The following is a 14841-nucleotide window of genomic DNA, read 5'->3' on the forward strand; positions in this document are numbered from 1 at the left end:
ATTCTTTTGAGTTTTCTCAGTCTACCGCCCCCAACATGTATTTTCCCACCGTGTGAAGATCTACCTCAGTAGGTACAAGATGAGCCACGATTCTACCGTTTCTCATGACATAAAGTCGGTCCGAAAGTTGCATCAGTTCATCGAGATCAGCTGAAATGAGTAAGACGGCTTTGAGTGAATCTCTCATCTGTATTATCAATTTGTGAATGTACTCAGTCGAAGCAATATCCAAGCCACGAGTTGGTTGATCGAGCAATATCAAATTGTGATCCAACGAGAATTCTCTTGCTACTACTACCTTCTGTTGGTTGCCACCAGACAGCACCTGTGGCTGTTCTTCTAAGTTTCTGTGAACGATCTCAAATCTCTTGGTCATTTCTGATGCACTTTGTCTCGCTTTTTTCCAGTTTATGGAGAACAAACCCTTTTGAAAATCTTTCTTCAAATGATGTGTCATGATCAGATTTTCCAATATACTCGCCTTGAGTGCAAGAGCCACATATTTCCTGTCCTGTGGAACATAGCAGATGAGTTTTCGCCTATCTCTGATAGACATTGCTGTAACATCGATGTTGTTTACGAGAATCTTTCCCTTATCTGGCTTGATGGTACCAATGATTGTCTGAACCAATTCATACTGTCCATTGCCTTCCACACCGGCGATACCAACTATCTCACCAGCGCGAGCTGATATTTCTACACCATCCAAAAGTGCTTTACCCGTTTTTTCTGATCTGAGATGAAGATCTCTTATGAGCAGTACTTCTTCTTTGGGATTATATGGCTTCTTATCGATTTGAAAAGCCACGGACTTGCCCACCATCATCTTGGCAAGTTCACTTGCTGTGATGCTCTTGTTCTCAACGGTCGCGATCTTTTCACCTTTCCTCAGAACGGTTATCCTGTCTGAGATTTTGAGGACCTCATCGAGTTTGTGACTTATGAAAACGATCGTCTTTCCTCTGCGTTTGAGTTCGAGGATTCTTTCAAAGAGCTCATCGCTTTCCTGTGGAGTTAAGACAGCCGTTGGTTCATCCAAAATCAGAAGCTCGATCCTTCGATAAAGTTGTTTGATTATCTCCACCTTTTGCTGAGCTGCTACTGAGAGCTGTGAGACCTGCGCATTGGAGTCTATGTCAAATCCATAAGCATCGATTATCTTCTGAACTTGAACTTTGACTTCTGCTTTGCTTATAAATCCAGCCACAGTCCTTTCCTGTCCCAAGATAACGTTCTCATAGACCGTGAAAGACGGTACCAACATGAACTCCTGGTGGACCATGCCTATGCCCAGCTCCATCGCCTTTGATGGACTATTTATGCTAACCCTTTTTCCGTCTATGAATATGAAACCTGCGGAGGGCTTCACCATCCCGTAAAGTATTCTCATCAATGTTGATTTTCCGGCACCGTTCTCACCAACGACAGAGTGGATCTCTCCCCTTTCAAGGGAAAGATCCACTCCACTGAGGGCAACTACGTCTGGTGGATAAACTTTGAAGATCTTTACCATTTCAACAAATGCCAAGGTCAATTCTCACCTTTCATGGATTATATGGCTTAACCTCTATTCTACCTTCTGCGATCATCTGCTGTAACTGAATGATCTTCTCAACTACCTCCGATGGGAGAATCTTTCGTGTGTATTCATCAACTGCCAAGCCAACAGCACCTTCTCTCACACCAAGACTGTAGATCTTCCCTTTCTCGAAAGTTCCATCTACGATCATCTTGTAAATGTCGTATATGGATTTGCCTACTTCCTTTAGATCGCTTGTTACCACATGACCTGGTACCAAAGGATTCTGATTTGAATCAACTCCTATTGCATATTTTCCAACTTCTTGAGCAGCCTGTAGAACACCATAGCCAGTCAACGCAGCTATCTGAAAGACTACATCGGCTCCTTGTGCGTAGAGCTGGAGAGCAGCTTGTTTTCCTTTGGCAGGATCATCCCATGTGCCGACGTATATGACTTTGACCTGGATCTCAGGATCTATGTACTTTGCACCTTGTTCATACCCATATACAAAGGACCTTATCACTATGTCGTCATCGCCGCCAACAGCGCCTATGATCTTCTGTGGGTTAATACCTGGTAACTGCGTCATAGTTGTCACCATCGCGGCAACCACACCAGCAAGAAAGGCCCCTTCTTCCTCCCTGTAATCGACACTGGAGATAATGTTTTTCTCGTCTTGCACAACGGTGTCGATGTTCACCCATATCTTGTTTGGGAATCTCATCGCAACCTCTTTGAGTTCTTCCTCAAAGCCGTAAGAAATTACGAAGATCACATCAGCCCACTGAGCTGCTGTGGTCAGGCTTGGATAATAGAGCGACGGGTCGAAGTTGCACTCGATAACTCTCGTCTGCACTCCAAAATCTTTCTCAAGCTGTTTGATTCCACTGTAACCAGAGTCATAGAAAGATTGATCACCAAGCGAACCGTTGATGACGTATGCCACTCTCTTGGGCGCTCCAATTATCAAGACTGCAATAATAATAAGACTTACAACCAAGAACTTCCTCATCAAATCACCTCCTGTTTAATTCTTCCACAAGATATCTCTGAGATCAAGACAGAGATATCAAAAATAAGATCAATACCGTTGTAAAGCTGAGTATGAAAATATCCGACATTTTCAACTTGTTTTGGTAATATTCAGTTGTAAATTCACTCAACCCATACTTTCTGGCTTCGATTGCCGTTGCCAGTTGTTCAGCGCGTCTGAATGAAGCAATTATAACAGGAACGATGATCCTTAAAGAACTTGATAATCGACTCAAAATCTTACCCCTTGATAGGTCAACACCCCTCAACTTCTGCGAAGTTCTAATGCGATCTATCTCATCTACCAATATGGGGAAGAACCTCATTGATAGAGAAAATGTCAAGGAAATATCCTTGGTTTTTTGCTTTGATATTCCAAGCAGTCTGAGAGACTTCTCAATGAAATGTGAGATTTCCATTACTTTTGTAGTTCTCGTGAAAACAGAGACGCTGAGAACAATTATGAAAATCCTTAGTGCTCCTATTATGCCTTTTTGGAATGTAACAATCGAGATGCCGTTAACAAGTTGAACCAGAAATGCAAGTGAAATCAAAAGCCAAGCACTTTTGATGTCCTTGAGAAAATATCTTGGAGGAACCTTCGAAAGAATTGATAGAACACACACTAAGAGTGTAGCTATGATATAATAGAGATGGCTACTGCTGAGAAAAACACCGATCGATGCACAGATTACAAAGGAGATCTTAGAAGCACAGTTGCTGTTGTGCAGAATTGAGTTTTTGTAGAGATATCTACCAGTAGTTCCGACAGACAATGAGACACCTCCATTAAAGTTTTTCAATACTTAGACGATTATACACAAGGAGGGTTACCGGTGCAGGAAATCGGTAGGGTTGGTGGATTACCACCATCTCAACAACCGTTGAATGTAGAGAAAACGGAAAAGAAGACAAAATCTTCTGATGCATCTGCATCTGCAGAAAGATCGGGTTCGCCGATAAATGTGATCGAATTGATCAGAGAAGCAAGGGAAACACCAGAAGTCAGGGAAAAACTCGTCGAGGAGATCAAAAAGGCGCTCGATCAAAATATCTATAATATCGACCCAGAAAGAATCGCTAAACACATACTCAGGGAACTTTGAAATATGGACGAATTGATTGATATCCTCTCAGAAGAGGAAAGTTTGTTGTTGCAAATAAATGATATATTAAGACAACACGAAGAAGCACTTTTATCAAAGAATTTGGACGGCATATCCACAACGGTATATGAGCTTGAAAGATTGTTGACTTCTTTCGAAAAGACAGAAGATCGCAGAAGACTTTGTTTTCTCAGGATGAAATCAGAACTTGGTCTATCAGAAGATCTGTCTTTTTATGAATTCGCAAGAAGTTCTGGAGGTAACTTAGTCGAAAAACTCTTCAAAGTGACAGAACAGTTAAACCAGATGGCATTAGAGGTTGAAAAACTCAAGGAGCTTTCACAATTTCAGCTTAGATACATAGATGTGATGATGAAGATCTTGAACCCCCAGGATTCTCCTACCTATGATGAAAAAGCCTCTATAAGGCGTGATTCATCTCATCGCTTTGAAGTCCAGAGCTAATTCATTTTTCTTCTCTGACGATAATCAATTAGGACTTGAACTCATCTCGATAGAAAGATCATATGATGAGGAGGGAAATGATTGGCTAATCTGAGCCTTTTTGGTTCTCTGAATACCGCCCTTATGGGAGTATACACTCACAAATTGGCGATGAATGTTGTTGGTCACAACATTGCAAATGCCAGCACCGAAGGATACTCAAGGCAAAGACCGATGATCGTGACAACTCATCCTTTAACAATTCAGTTGGGAAATGTGTTGACAATCGGTACTGGCTCGATGGTAAAGGATATTCAGAGAGTGAGAGATCTCTTTCTCGATCTGCAGTACAGGCAAGTTACGAACAGATACAGCTATTTCGATACAACCTTTTCAAACCTGCATTACATTGAGCAGCTTCTGACAGGTACAACTGATTCGGGAATCACAAGTCTGTACGACAACTTTCTTTCAACCGCTGAGGAGGTCATAACCGATCCAACAAATGTTGCCGCGAAAAGAGAGTTCATCACCTCAGCACAACAGATGGTAACGAATATGAAAGATCTCTATAAAAGGCTTCAAGAACTCAGAGAGGACATCAACCAGGAAATCAATCAAACAGTCGATAAGATCAATTCACTAGTCGAAAGACTTGCCAAGCTTAATGAACAAATTCGAATAGCTTTGGCTCTGAAATCAACTCCGAACGACTTACTCGATGAACGTGATCGCATATTGGATGAGCTTTCACAGTATGCAAACATCTCTCACTACGAGACAAAGGATGGACAAACGATCTTGATGCTTGGGGATCAAGTGGTACTATCCGGTTCAGTGCAGACACAGATTAGGGCACTTGAAAGACCTTATGCTAAGGGTTTCTATGAACTCTTCGTTGGAGATTCCAGGGTGAGCATCGCAGATGGCAAATTGAAAGCATTGCTCGACCTAAGAGATAATACAGTGGTCAAGTATATGAGTTATTTGGATGAGTTTGCTTTGACATTGACCGACAAGCTGAATCTGATACACAGAGAAGGTTTCGACGCTTCTGGTAAGATCTCTGGTCTGAATCTTTTCAATCCCATAACACCGCTTCGCTCTGCAGAAGATCCTGCTTTGTATCGAATACTCTCAAGTCGAAAGATCATGAACGGCCCGATCTATTACACAACAGGTTTAACTGGGTATTCAAACCAATCCCAACTCGAAAGCATCACCTTTGTCAGCGGTGGTTCGCTCACACTATTTGATGGAACAGATTATCAAACGGTTGACGTTGCAAATGGAAGCACGGTGAACGACTTGATATCTTCGCTATCGACCACATGGTTTTCTCTTCAGATAGGTGAACATAGCCCAACCGCAGGAAGCACTTCCTACAGGCTGTACTTTGACAGTTCAATCAATCTCAGGGATGCTTTGATAATCGACACTGGGAACATTCTGACCAGAATGGGCTTTGCAACGAAAGAAGTACAACTTCTAACGATTTCAGGTTTTCGAACGATTTCAGATTCAGATTCAGATCTTCCGATTGTTACACCTGGTGATTATACACTCACCTTTCAAGAAAAGCTGAGCGATGGCACTGAGTTTTCAGAAACTCTCAATCTGGTTATCACAGAAGGTCTAGAATGGCCCGATCTATTGCCCGATCTGATGAATCAGATTAACTCTCAGTTGACGAACATCAGAGCAGCTGTTGTCAACAATTCATTAGTGTTGATTCCAAAAAGCAACCTCGAGTTCAACAATGATAGGGTGAGTATCACAGACAGTGGAGGGTTCTTAGTACAAGCAAAGACTACAAAGGTGACTTACTCTGCGCTGGCTTTGGCTGACACGCTGGAGAATGTCTTTGCATCTACAACAAATTTTGATCCAGAGAACGGTTTTGACCTTCTGATAAACAACACATCGATTCATGTTGATCCCACTACTGATACACTTACCGATTTTGTGAAAAAAATAAACTCAGCGAACACAGGTGTCGTTGCAGATTTGACTCCACATGGAGGGTTCGTGTTGAGAGCCAGTAGGAGTTATGATTTTGATCTCAGGTCCTTCAACATAAGCGGACCTCAGGGTCTTTTTGAAGCTCTCGGCTTTGTTGATACAAACAATGATCCAACAAACTTCGATGCAGACTGGAATACTTTGTACACACTCATCTCGAGAAACGAAGATTTTGAAACGGTGAGAGATAGGCTTTCTTTGAGCGAACTGTTGACGGTCGATAGACGCGAGAGTTATGAGCCATACTTTTTTGTCGATCAGTGGGCTGTGACAAATGCCTTATTGAGCAACGCTGAATCTCTTGCCATTGACATAGGTAAAACCCTTTTGAACACGACTTGGAACGCTATAAACTTCGTACCAACCGGTGCGAGTAACGTTGAAATAATGAACCTCATATCTTCATCGAGGTATGATACTTTGTTAGCAGATGGAAAAGAGAACTTCTACGAATTCATGACTGGTATCATCGCTGAGCTTGGCGTCGAGTCCGAAACAGCTTCAAAGATGAAGGACAACACAGAGCTTCTTAGAAGTGAGATAGAACAAGCCAGAGAGAGCGTTAAAGGTGTTTCACTCGACGAAGAAATGGCGAATATGATCAAATATCAACACGCTTTCAGCGCTGCGGCTCGTGTGATAACTGCAGTTGATGAAATGATAGGCAGGGTTATAGACAAACTCGGTGTGGTGGGAAGGTGATTTGAATGAGAATCACAGACAAGATGATACGTGATAGGGTATTGGGCAATATTCAAAGCAGTATTGCAAAGATCGCAAAGTTGCACGATCAGATTTCATCAGGAGTGATGGTGAGATACCCCAGTGACAATGCGGTTGTGGCAACCAGGGCTGCTAAGATTCAAAGTCGACTGCGCGAGATAGAGCAATACAAGGGTAATGTTGACTACGCGCAGAACATACTCAACTCTTATGATACTTCGCTTCAAGAAGTGAGCAGTGTTTATCAAAGGCTCAGAGAGTTACTCGTTCAGGCTGCAAATGGTGTTCTGACAGCAGATCAAAGGCAGGTAATAAAGGACGAGATAAAAGAAATAAAAGCACACCTCATTCAGATCGCCAATACTCAGGTTGGAACAGATTATGTTTTCGCCGGTTACGAGAGTGACAAAGCACCTGTCGACGATGACGGAGATATCGTGATGGATCCAAATGCATCAAAACCACGTTTTATAAATGCCCTTGGTTACAAAATAGAGTATGGCTTGACCGTCAACGACATCTTCATGACAAAGACAGGAGTGAGTGTCTTCAAACTGATAGACATGAGTTTAGGCGCACTCGAAAGTAACGACCAAGCTATGCTTCTCAAAGCCTCTTTACTCAGTTTGGACTCACTCGAAGATTCAGTTGCAAAGAGTTTAGCCCGAGTGGGAGGAACACAGCGAATGGTTGAGATGGTCAGTTTGAGAATAGAAGATTTGAACAACTTCATGAACGAATATATCTCCAAAGAAGTAGATACCGATTTACCAAAAACTTTGATGGAACTTTCTACCAATCAAGCCGCGTTAACTGCGGCGTTGAAATCAGCCGCGAATATTCTGACTGCGACCTTGGTCGATTTCGTTGAATAATGCAAGAGGTGAGTTTGACAATGGTCTACAAAACGAGAGTTGGCGAAATAGATGTGCAAGAGAACGAGATTTTGAACTTTGAGAATGGCATACCTGGTTTTGATAAGCTGAGAAAATTCGCGTTGATTTCACGTGAAAATGATGATCCAATTCAGTGGCTTGTGTCACTTGAGAATGAACTGGTGGCACTGCCAGTGATCAATCCATGGTTTGTGTGTATAGATTATTCGCTGAATCTTTCACAGAATGATTTACAAGAACTGAGTATAGAGAATCAAGCAGATCTGAAGATCGTGGCGATCTTGACTATTCCGCGGGAGAAGCCTAGCGAGACAACAGTTAATCTTTTGGCACCAATTGTGATAAACTTAAAGAACAACAAAGCAAAACAAGTGATTCAGGAAGAGAGTCCGTACTCGGTTAAACACCTCGTGAGAGACGAGATAGAGAGAAGCAAACAGATCATGAAAAGCAGTAAGACAGGGAGTGAATGAGTCTGTTAGTCATATCGAGAAAGGCTGGGGAGAGTTTTCTGATAGGCAATGAGATAGAAGTCAAAATCTTGAAAATCGAGGGCAACGAGGTCAAGATTGGTATCACAGCCCCCTTGTATGTTAAAATATATCGGTCAGAGATCTACCAAAGAATCGTCGAAGAGAACAAAACAGCAGCGCAAGTGGATGTTGGAAGCCTTAAAGGAGTGATACCGAGTGATTGAGATAAACGAATCTCTCATTAGGCATCTTGAGACATTGGCAGCACTTGAATTGACCAGTGACCAGAGAAAATCGATACAAAAAGATATGCACGAGATACTTGGTTATATGGAATTGTTGAACGAAGTCGATGTGGGTCGAGTGGAACCAATGTACACACCTATCGAAGACTTTGTTGAGCTTCGTGATGATGTCGTTAAAGAATCAGGGTGTGTTGAGCTCATCAAAGCCAATTTTCCAAAAGAACGTTCGGGGCAAATCGTCGTGCCAGGGATCCACGCTTGAATTGGAAAGAAGCAGAAGAAAGGGCAGCTAAGTTCCTGCGTAAGAAAGGTTTTAAGATACTCGAAAGAAACTACCGAACGAAATACGGTGAGATAGATATCATAGCGAGGTATAGAAAATACCTCGTTTTTGTTGAGGTCAAGAGCGGTCTTCAGGAGTTTTTCCCCAGAACAAGGGTAGATCACAAGAAGATAGAACACATTCAGCTTGCCGCGAACGACTACCTCATGAAGAATCCGTGTAGTTGCCTTGGGTATAGAATAGATGTAGTTGAAGTGACAGAGAAGGGTATAGAGCATTTTGAAGGCATATCGTTGTAAGGAGGAATCACTTTGCAGATTGTTGCCATCAACAAGAAGGCACGTGACTATGAGATAATAGAAACATACGAGGCTGGAATCGAGTTGAAGGGCACAGAGGTTAAATCTTTAAGGGAGAAAAATGTTTCTTTCAAGGACTCTTTTTGCCGTGCGAAGGATGGTGAAATTTATCTACTAAATCTGCACATAAGTCCATACAAATTTGCAAATCGGTTTAACCACGATCCTGAAAGACCAAGAAAGTTGCTCTTGCACAAAAGAGAGATCAAGAGGCTGATAGGTAAGTTGACATCAACCGGTTTGACGATTATACCGACCAAGATCTATTTCAATCAGAACGGCATTGCAAAGGTTGAAATAGCTTTAGCAAAAGGAAGAAAACAATACGACAAGCGAGAGGAAATAAAGAAGCAAGAGATGGACAAAAAAATTAAGATGTACCTTAAACATGGAGGAAGATAGAAGCTTGCAATTGATCGTTGATCGAGAAAATCAGTACAGAAGACTTGACAAATTTCTCAGAAATCAGTTGACCACTGTTCCATTGTCTGAGATCTACAAGTTCATACGCACAGGTAAAGTTCTTGTGAATGACAGACCAGTCAAGAAAGCGAGTTATGAAATCGATCCCGGTGACAAGATCGATCTCTTAGTTGATCTTTCGCTTTACAAGAAGAAGAGAAAAGAACTGTCTGCTGTTCCGCTAAAACTCGACATTCTCTACGAGGATGACAATCTTTTGGTCCTGAACAAGAAACCTGGTATATCGCTACACCCTTCAGAACGAACCAAGGGCACAACTCTGATTCAAGGTTTACTGTTTTATGGTGACAGACATGGTTTCCAACCCTATCTTGTTCACAGGCTTGATAGAGATACCTCAGGGGTTTTAGTGGTGGCGAAAAACCTGCGCGTCTGCAGAGTATTGAGTAGAATGTTTAAAGAAAGATTTGTTGAGAAAGAATATATAGCGCTCATATCTGGAAGTTTGCAAGGACATGGAGTAATAGATACACCACTCGATGGTCTTGAATCGCTCACTGAATACACCGTAATCGAAAACTTTCAAAACTCAACACTTGTGAGTGTTCTTTTGCATACCGGTCGTACTCACCAGATAAGAAGGCATTTCGCCTCCATTGGAAAGCCAGTGATCGGCGACATACTTTACGGAGACAAAATGATAAACAAGTTTTACAGAGAACGGTATGGTCTGAGAAGACAGTTCTTGCACTGCATTCGTATCAGCTTTGCAGATCCTTCTCAGCCTCGAAGGTTACAGATCAAAGCCCCTCTCAGTGAAGATCTTGAGGATGTTCTCAGGGGGCTACGAAGATGAAAACGCTGATGATTTTGTTAGTCACATCCATGTGTTTTTCACAACAGCTACTTCTGAACACCTATGACAACAGTGGCTACTTACTGCTAAACGATCAAGTGGTGATGAATTTCCACTTTCAGTACAGCCAAGAAAGCTCTTTCAGAAGCTACATCATCGATTGGTATTCCCCACCAAAGACTCTCGTCGACTATATACCTCTACCAAAGCAAGAGTTCTTCATAACGGCAGCCGGCAAAACAATAGGTACAGCGATGACAGATATCATTCTGCCCGAATCGGTGTACAAAAAGGTAGTAGAGCTCTTTCAGACTGGTACGATGGTTTATGTGACCGTAGATAGATACCCAATAGAGATCTATCGAGATCACATAACGGTAGTTGAATACGACAGGCAAAAGATCGAAGAATTCTTACCGCATTTTATCGCTTATGATCTGTCGAAGATTACAAAGGCTGGGAAGTATCCCTTAGAACCAACCAGCGTGCAGATCGAATGGGCTGTAGTTCAGTACGAGGGTTTTGGTGGAGCGATCATACCGATTTTCAAAGATCAGATCTACACTGTTCTTTGGAGTGTAGATGGCACTGATCTGAAAGGTCCCTGCGTGGTTTTTCCAACAGGGCAACACTCGGTTGAAGCTAAAGTGAATGCCAACCTTTGGCATTTCAGTCTTTCTGTTGATGAATGGAGATATTCCTTCGAAGAAAGAGCAGTCGAAATGGGTAGCAATTTGGAGGAAAGGATTCTTTCAATAAGCGGGTTGGACATCGGAAAGTTGACAATTCCCGGAACCTTCGTCTTCTTGAAACAGCTTGATGGTGGAATGGAAGTGCAAAAAGTGAACTCAGTTGATTCAACATCACCTGTTCTCGAACTGAATCTTACGGAATTATCCCCAGGGATCTTCGAGTTGTCGACAGATGTTGAAGACATGACAGCGTGTACAATAGAGGTCTTTGTGAATGGAGAAAGGATTCAGTTAACCAGAGGTGTAATAAATCTCGAAAAGCCAAACACTGTGATAGTTGTAACCGCCCGGGATGCTTTTGAAAACAGATCATATGCGATTCGGCAGATCATTCAGAATACACAGCTTGAGAGAGATGGGATGATCAGTAGAGATCGAGAAGTGGTTTTTGACATCTTTGGTTTCAGCTTCTACTCTCCGTATGTCAAATGGTGGTTGGATAAAGATGTGAATGCAAAGGTGATGACGAGTGACAAAAGGTATCTCATTGAAGCGACTCAGTAGCTGGTTATTCTTTCTGACAACTCTCATCTATCTTTCCTTTTTTACACCAATGAGAATTGTGAGCGACAAAAGAGCACTGGCTTATTCCGTTGGCTTTACCATCGATGACAAGAGAATCAGTCTTGAAAACGGTGAAATCCTTTGGGTAGTAGAACCAGGTGACGCGATTCAGCCATATATGAGGTATGTGATCTTCAAGGGTGATTTCACTGGCTTAGACGCAAAAGGATATATAGAGGTTCTAGACAAATACAGAATCCACACCGGTGTACTCGAATTCAACGAAAGCCTCCCTTTTGCCAAGAAAATAGCTTCAGAGAGGGCATTGAAAGACCTCGTTTTCCGCGTGCACACGGTGAGACAAGAGGAAGTTGAAAAACTTAAATTGGACGAGAAAATGATATACTATCGACTCCGCAGGGCGATTCTCGAAAGAAGTATCGATCTTTTGTGGATACAACCTCTTGAGAACATCGACACACAGGAGATTTTGAAGAAAATTGAAAAGGAGTTTGGAAAACCTACATCCTTACCCATTCCCCAGCAAAGTTTCCCAAAGACTGGTTTGATACCTTTCTTGGCTATTCTCTTTGGTTTGGCATCCTTCAAATTGATCACGATCTTTCCGGCTTTGCTGATCTTGCCTTTTGATTTCTCGATCGCTGTCTCAGTTGCTTCGATAACTGCAACTGTGGTATTATACTTTTCCATTCGCAAAAAACAGTTTCTACCCTTGGTCTATCTTCTACTCGGGATGTTGACCTATGCCGCACTCTCAGATTTCAGTCACATGAATGACCTAAGCCAGTTCAGAGGTGTTAAAATCTCGCTTGTGGCATTGCCGATGACTCTGGCAACGATCTCTCTTCTCAGAGAATGGAAGTGGCTCAAGAAGTACCTCCCTCTTGTAGTTGTCGCTGGCGTAATCTTTGGTTTCTACTACATCTCAAGATCTGGAAACATAGCGTTTGTCGTAGATGCTGAGAGGAAACTGAGAGATTTCATCGAGGGCATCCTTTGGATCAGACCCAGGTTCAAGGAATTGGTTTTCTACCCGGTCTATTTCCTTTCAATTTGTTTGAAGAAGTTCAAGTGGTCCTTTGCATTTGAAATAATCGGCTCGATAGCACTTATCTCAACCTTCAACACCTTTTGCCACATAAAAACTCCCATGATCGTTTCGCTCTATAGATCTCTTTTCACAATCTTTTTCGGCTATCTCACCTATTTCTTCATGAGGCGTTCAAAATGGTTCTAAACATCTATGATTTTGACTACTTGATCAGAATGAGAAAGCTACAGATCAAAAGAGAGAGAGTTGTTCAGGTCTTGAAGAGAGTTGAGCCTTGGTCACAAGAGGATCTTCAGATTCTTTCCAACAACTTACTCGGTCCAATGAGAAAGATAGTGAAAGATGAAACAGCTGAGTTCTTTCAGTCTTGCCTCACCGAATTGTTTGTGAAAGGTCGCCCTTTAGCTGAAAGATTGAAGATTTTGTCCAAGAAGCTTTCGATATCAACAGTGGCTTGTCTTGAGCCACTCTTTTGGTTGAAACCATCATTGTATCCACCGCCAAGTGAAGAAATGCTTGCTTTGGTTGATACCGAGGAGCTGTTTTCCTTTGTTTCGATATCACGAAAATTACTCAGAGAATCGATGCTGAAGGATTTCATAGAATTCCAAGCCGCATTGACTAAGAGTGAAACAAGTGAAGTTGCTTGGTTCATCGATGAGATCAACCACATAACAGTCTATGACTGTGTGAAGATCGAACCTTATAGACAACTCTATAAAGAACTCGATCAGGTCATCCAAACCGAGGTTGACTCAAAACTGAGATGTCATCCGTATGTCAAAGGAGCGTTGAAGCGTAAGGCAAAGCAACCCATGGTCTTGGACGGCAGCAATATCTTCATGCTCAGAAGAAGACTTTCAGACCTCGAATTCGTTCTCGAAGAGATCGCACGAGGCGATCATTTTTTCTATCCATTCTGGGTGGTCTTCGACAGAAATATCATTCATCTTGTCAAAGATGAAATCACTTCTCCATGGTTTAAAAGTCCTCTCGTCTATTTGCATTCACCTGCAGATGAGCTGATTTTGAAGATCGCAAAAGAGGAAAACGCAGTCATTTTGAGCAGTGATAGATTCAGACAGTGGGGTACAGACCTACCAAGAATTGACCCAAGGAGGTTCTTTGCATGAAGTTGTCAGATTTCGATTACCAATTGCCTGAAGAGCTGATAGCTCAGATACCAGCCGAACCGCGCGATAGCTCAAGACTGATGGTTTTACACCGAGATAAGGGTTCAATCGAGCACAGGATCTTTAGACAGATTATCGAATACCTTCAGCCGAAAGATCTCTTAGTGCTGAACAACACGCGCGTTATTCCAGCCAGATTCTTCGCCAAGAAAGGCACTTCAACGATTGAAGTTTTCTTGCTCAAAAAGGCAGAAAATGATGTGTGGGAATGTATGGTAAAACCTGGGAAAAAGGTCAAACCTGGAGATCTTCTCACTTTCGAAGGATTCACGGCAAGGTGTTTGGACAGAACCGATGACGGCACGAGGATCTTAAGGTTCGACATACCAGACGATAAACTTCTCACCTATGGTGAAGCCCCGTTGCCACCTTATGTTCACAACAAGGTCTCTCTGGAAAGATACCAGACAGTCTATGCGAAAGTGGATGGTGCTGTTGCTGCACCGACAGCTGGCTTACATTTCACCGAACAACTCATTCAGAGAATAAAGGAGCGTGGAGTTCAAATCACCGAGATAACACTTCACGTTGGGATTGGAACCTTTAGACCTGTCAAAACGGAGAATATTGCTGAGCACAAAATCCATTCGGAGAGCTACGAGATATCTTCCGAAACTCTCAGTCTCATAAGCCAGTCAAAAGCAATTGGTGGGAGAGTGATAGCGGTAGGAACTACTGTAGTACGTGCATTAGAAGAATATGCAAGGAGTGGTAAGGTTAAAGGACACACATCACTGTTCATATACCCACCCTTTGAGTTCAGGATAGTGGATGCTCTGGTGACGAATTTCCATTTACCCAAATCGACTTTGTTAATGTTGGTCAGTGCTTTTGCAGGTTATGATCTTATTGTGAGAGCCTATCAAGAGGCCATCAAAGAGAGATACCGTTTTTACTCCTTTGGTGATGCGATGTTGATACTGTAGAAAGGTGATT

General features: G+C 42.3%; 17 protein-coding genes. 14 read left to right on the forward strand and 3 right to left on the reverse strand.

Annotated elements, in window-relative coordinates; translation table 11 throughout:
• Positions 1-16: 16 nt before the first annotated feature.
• Genes ACSFC1_RS06025 through ACSFC1_RS06035 form a run of 3 tightly spaced genes read right to left on the reverse strand, consistent with a single transcriptional unit; the run spans position 17 to position 3330 of the window.
• Complete coding sequence (locus tag ACSFC1_RS06025) at positions 17-1528, reverse strand: ABC transporter ATP-binding protein (RefSeq protein WP_435565211.1); 1512 nt, start codon at positions 1526-1528, stop codon at positions 17-19.
• 16 nt (positions 1529-1544) lie between these two features.
• The gene (locus ACSFC1_RS06030; RefSeq protein WP_435565212.1) at positions 1545-2534 is read right to left on the reverse strand and encodes a BMP family lipoprotein; all 990 of its coding nucleotides are present in this window, start codon (positions 2532-2534) and stop codon (positions 1545-1547) included.
• 43 nt (positions 2535-2577) lie between these two features.
• The gene (locus ACSFC1_RS06035; RefSeq protein WP_435565213.1) at positions 2578-3330 is read right to left on the reverse strand and encodes an energy-coupling factor transporter transmembrane component T family protein; all 753 of its coding nucleotides are present in this window, start codon (positions 3328-3330) and stop codon (positions 2578-2580) included.
• A gap of 60 nt (positions 3331-3390) precedes the next feature.
• Between ACSFC1_RS06035 and ACSFC1_RS06040 the strand changes: the two genes are divergently transcribed.
• The 14 genes from ACSFC1_RS06040 (at position 3391) to queA (ending at position 14831) form a co-directional block, all read left to right on the forward strand.
• A complete protein-coding gene (locus tag ACSFC1_RS06040) occupies positions 3391-3660 on the forward strand; it encodes a flagellar biosynthesis anti-sigma factor FlgM (RefSeq protein WP_435565214.1) in 270 nt (89 codons plus the stop codon).
• A gap of 3 nt (positions 3661-3663) precedes the next feature.
• Positions 3664-4125 carry a flagellar export chaperone FlgN gene (gene flgN, locus ACSFC1_RS06045; RefSeq protein WP_435565215.1) on the forward strand — a complete coding sequence of 154 codons (462 nt, stop codon included), beginning with the start codon at positions 3664-3666 and terminating at the stop codon, positions 4123-4125.
• A gap of 81 nt (positions 4126-4206) precedes the next feature.
• Positions 4207-6828: a flagellar hook-associated protein FlgK gene (gene flgK / locus ACSFC1_RS06050; protein ID WP_435565216.1), complete on the forward strand. Its 2622-nt coding sequence runs from the start codon at positions 4207-4209 to the stop codon at positions 6826-6828.
• 5 nt (positions 6829-6833) lie between these two features.
• Positions 6834-7724 (forward strand): flagellar hook-associated protein FlgL, encoded by an 891-nt coding sequence (gene flgL / locus ACSFC1_RS06055; RefSeq protein WP_435565217.1) that lies wholly within the window; start codon positions 6834-6836, stop codon positions 7722-7724.
• Positions 7725-7744: 20 nt separating this feature from the next.
• Positions 7745-8218: a flagellar assembly protein FliW gene (gene fliW, locus ACSFC1_RS06060; RefSeq protein ID WP_435565218.1), complete on the forward strand. Its 474-nt coding sequence runs from the start codon at positions 7745-7747 to the stop codon at positions 8216-8218.
• A 2-nt stretch (positions 8219-8220) separates the two neighbouring features.
• On the forward strand, positions 8221-8442 hold the full coding sequence (gene csrA, locus ACSFC1_RS06065; protein ID WP_435566000.1) for a carbon storage regulator CsrA: 222 nt from the start codon (positions 8221-8223) through the stop codon (positions 8440-8442).
• Entirely contained in the window at positions 8435-8725 is a 291-nt protein-coding gene (gene gatC, locus ACSFC1_RS06070; RefSeq protein ID WP_435565219.1) for an Asp-tRNA(Asn)/Glu-tRNA(Gln) amidotransferase subunit GatC, read from the forward strand. The genes csrA and gatC overlap by 8 nt, the downstream gene beginning before the upstream one ends.
• Positions 8722-9045: a YraN family protein gene (locus ACSFC1_RS06075; RefSeq protein ID WP_435565220.1), complete on the forward strand. Its 324-nt coding sequence runs from the start codon at positions 8722-8724 to the stop codon at positions 9043-9045. The genes gatC and ACSFC1_RS06075 overlap by 4 nt, the downstream gene beginning before the upstream one ends.
• Before the next feature lie 12 nt (positions 9046-9057).
• Positions 9058-9507 (forward strand): SsrA-binding protein SmpB, encoded by a 450-nt coding sequence (gene smpB, locus ACSFC1_RS06080; RefSeq protein WP_435565221.1) that lies wholly within the window; start codon positions 9058-9060, stop codon positions 9505-9507.
• Positions 9508-9511: 4 nt separating this feature from the next.
• Positions 9512-10384 carry an RluA family pseudouridine synthase gene (locus ACSFC1_RS06085; RefSeq protein WP_435565222.1) on the forward strand — a complete coding sequence of 291 codons (873 nt, stop codon included), beginning with the start codon at positions 9512-9514 and terminating at the stop codon, positions 10382-10384.
• Complete coding sequence (locus ACSFC1_RS06090; RefSeq protein ID WP_435565223.1) at positions 10381-11640, forward strand: hypothetical protein; 1260 nt, start codon at positions 10381-10383, stop codon at positions 11638-11640. Before ACSFC1_RS06085 ends, ACSFC1_RS06090 begins: the two co-directional genes overlap by 4 nt.
• The gene (locus ACSFC1_RS06095; protein ID WP_435565224.1) at positions 11624-12898 is read left to right on the forward strand and encodes a DUF5693 family protein; all 1275 of its coding nucleotides are present in this window, start codon (positions 11624-11626) and stop codon (positions 12896-12898) included. Before ACSFC1_RS06090 ends, ACSFC1_RS06095 begins: the two co-directional genes overlap by 17 nt.
• The gene (locus ACSFC1_RS06100; protein ID WP_435565225.1) at positions 12889-13845 is read left to right on the forward strand and encodes a hypothetical protein; all 957 of its coding nucleotides are present in this window, start codon (positions 12889-12891) and stop codon (positions 13843-13845) included. The genes ACSFC1_RS06095 and ACSFC1_RS06100 overlap by 10 nt, the downstream gene beginning before the upstream one ends.
• Entirely contained in the window at positions 13842-14831 is a 990-nt protein-coding gene (gene queA / locus ACSFC1_RS06105; RefSeq protein WP_435565226.1) for a tRNA preQ1(34) S-adenosylmethionine ribosyltransferase-isomerase QueA, read from the forward strand. The genes ACSFC1_RS06100 and queA overlap by 4 nt, the downstream gene beginning before the upstream one ends.
• The last annotated feature ends 10 nt before the right edge of the window (positions 14832-14841 follow it).

The sequence above is a fragment of the Pseudothermotoga sp. U03pept genome (assembly GCF_051235805.1).
In the GTDB taxonomy this organism is placed as follows: Bacteria; Thermotogota; Thermotogae; order Thermotogales; family DSM-5069; genus Pseudothermotoga_B.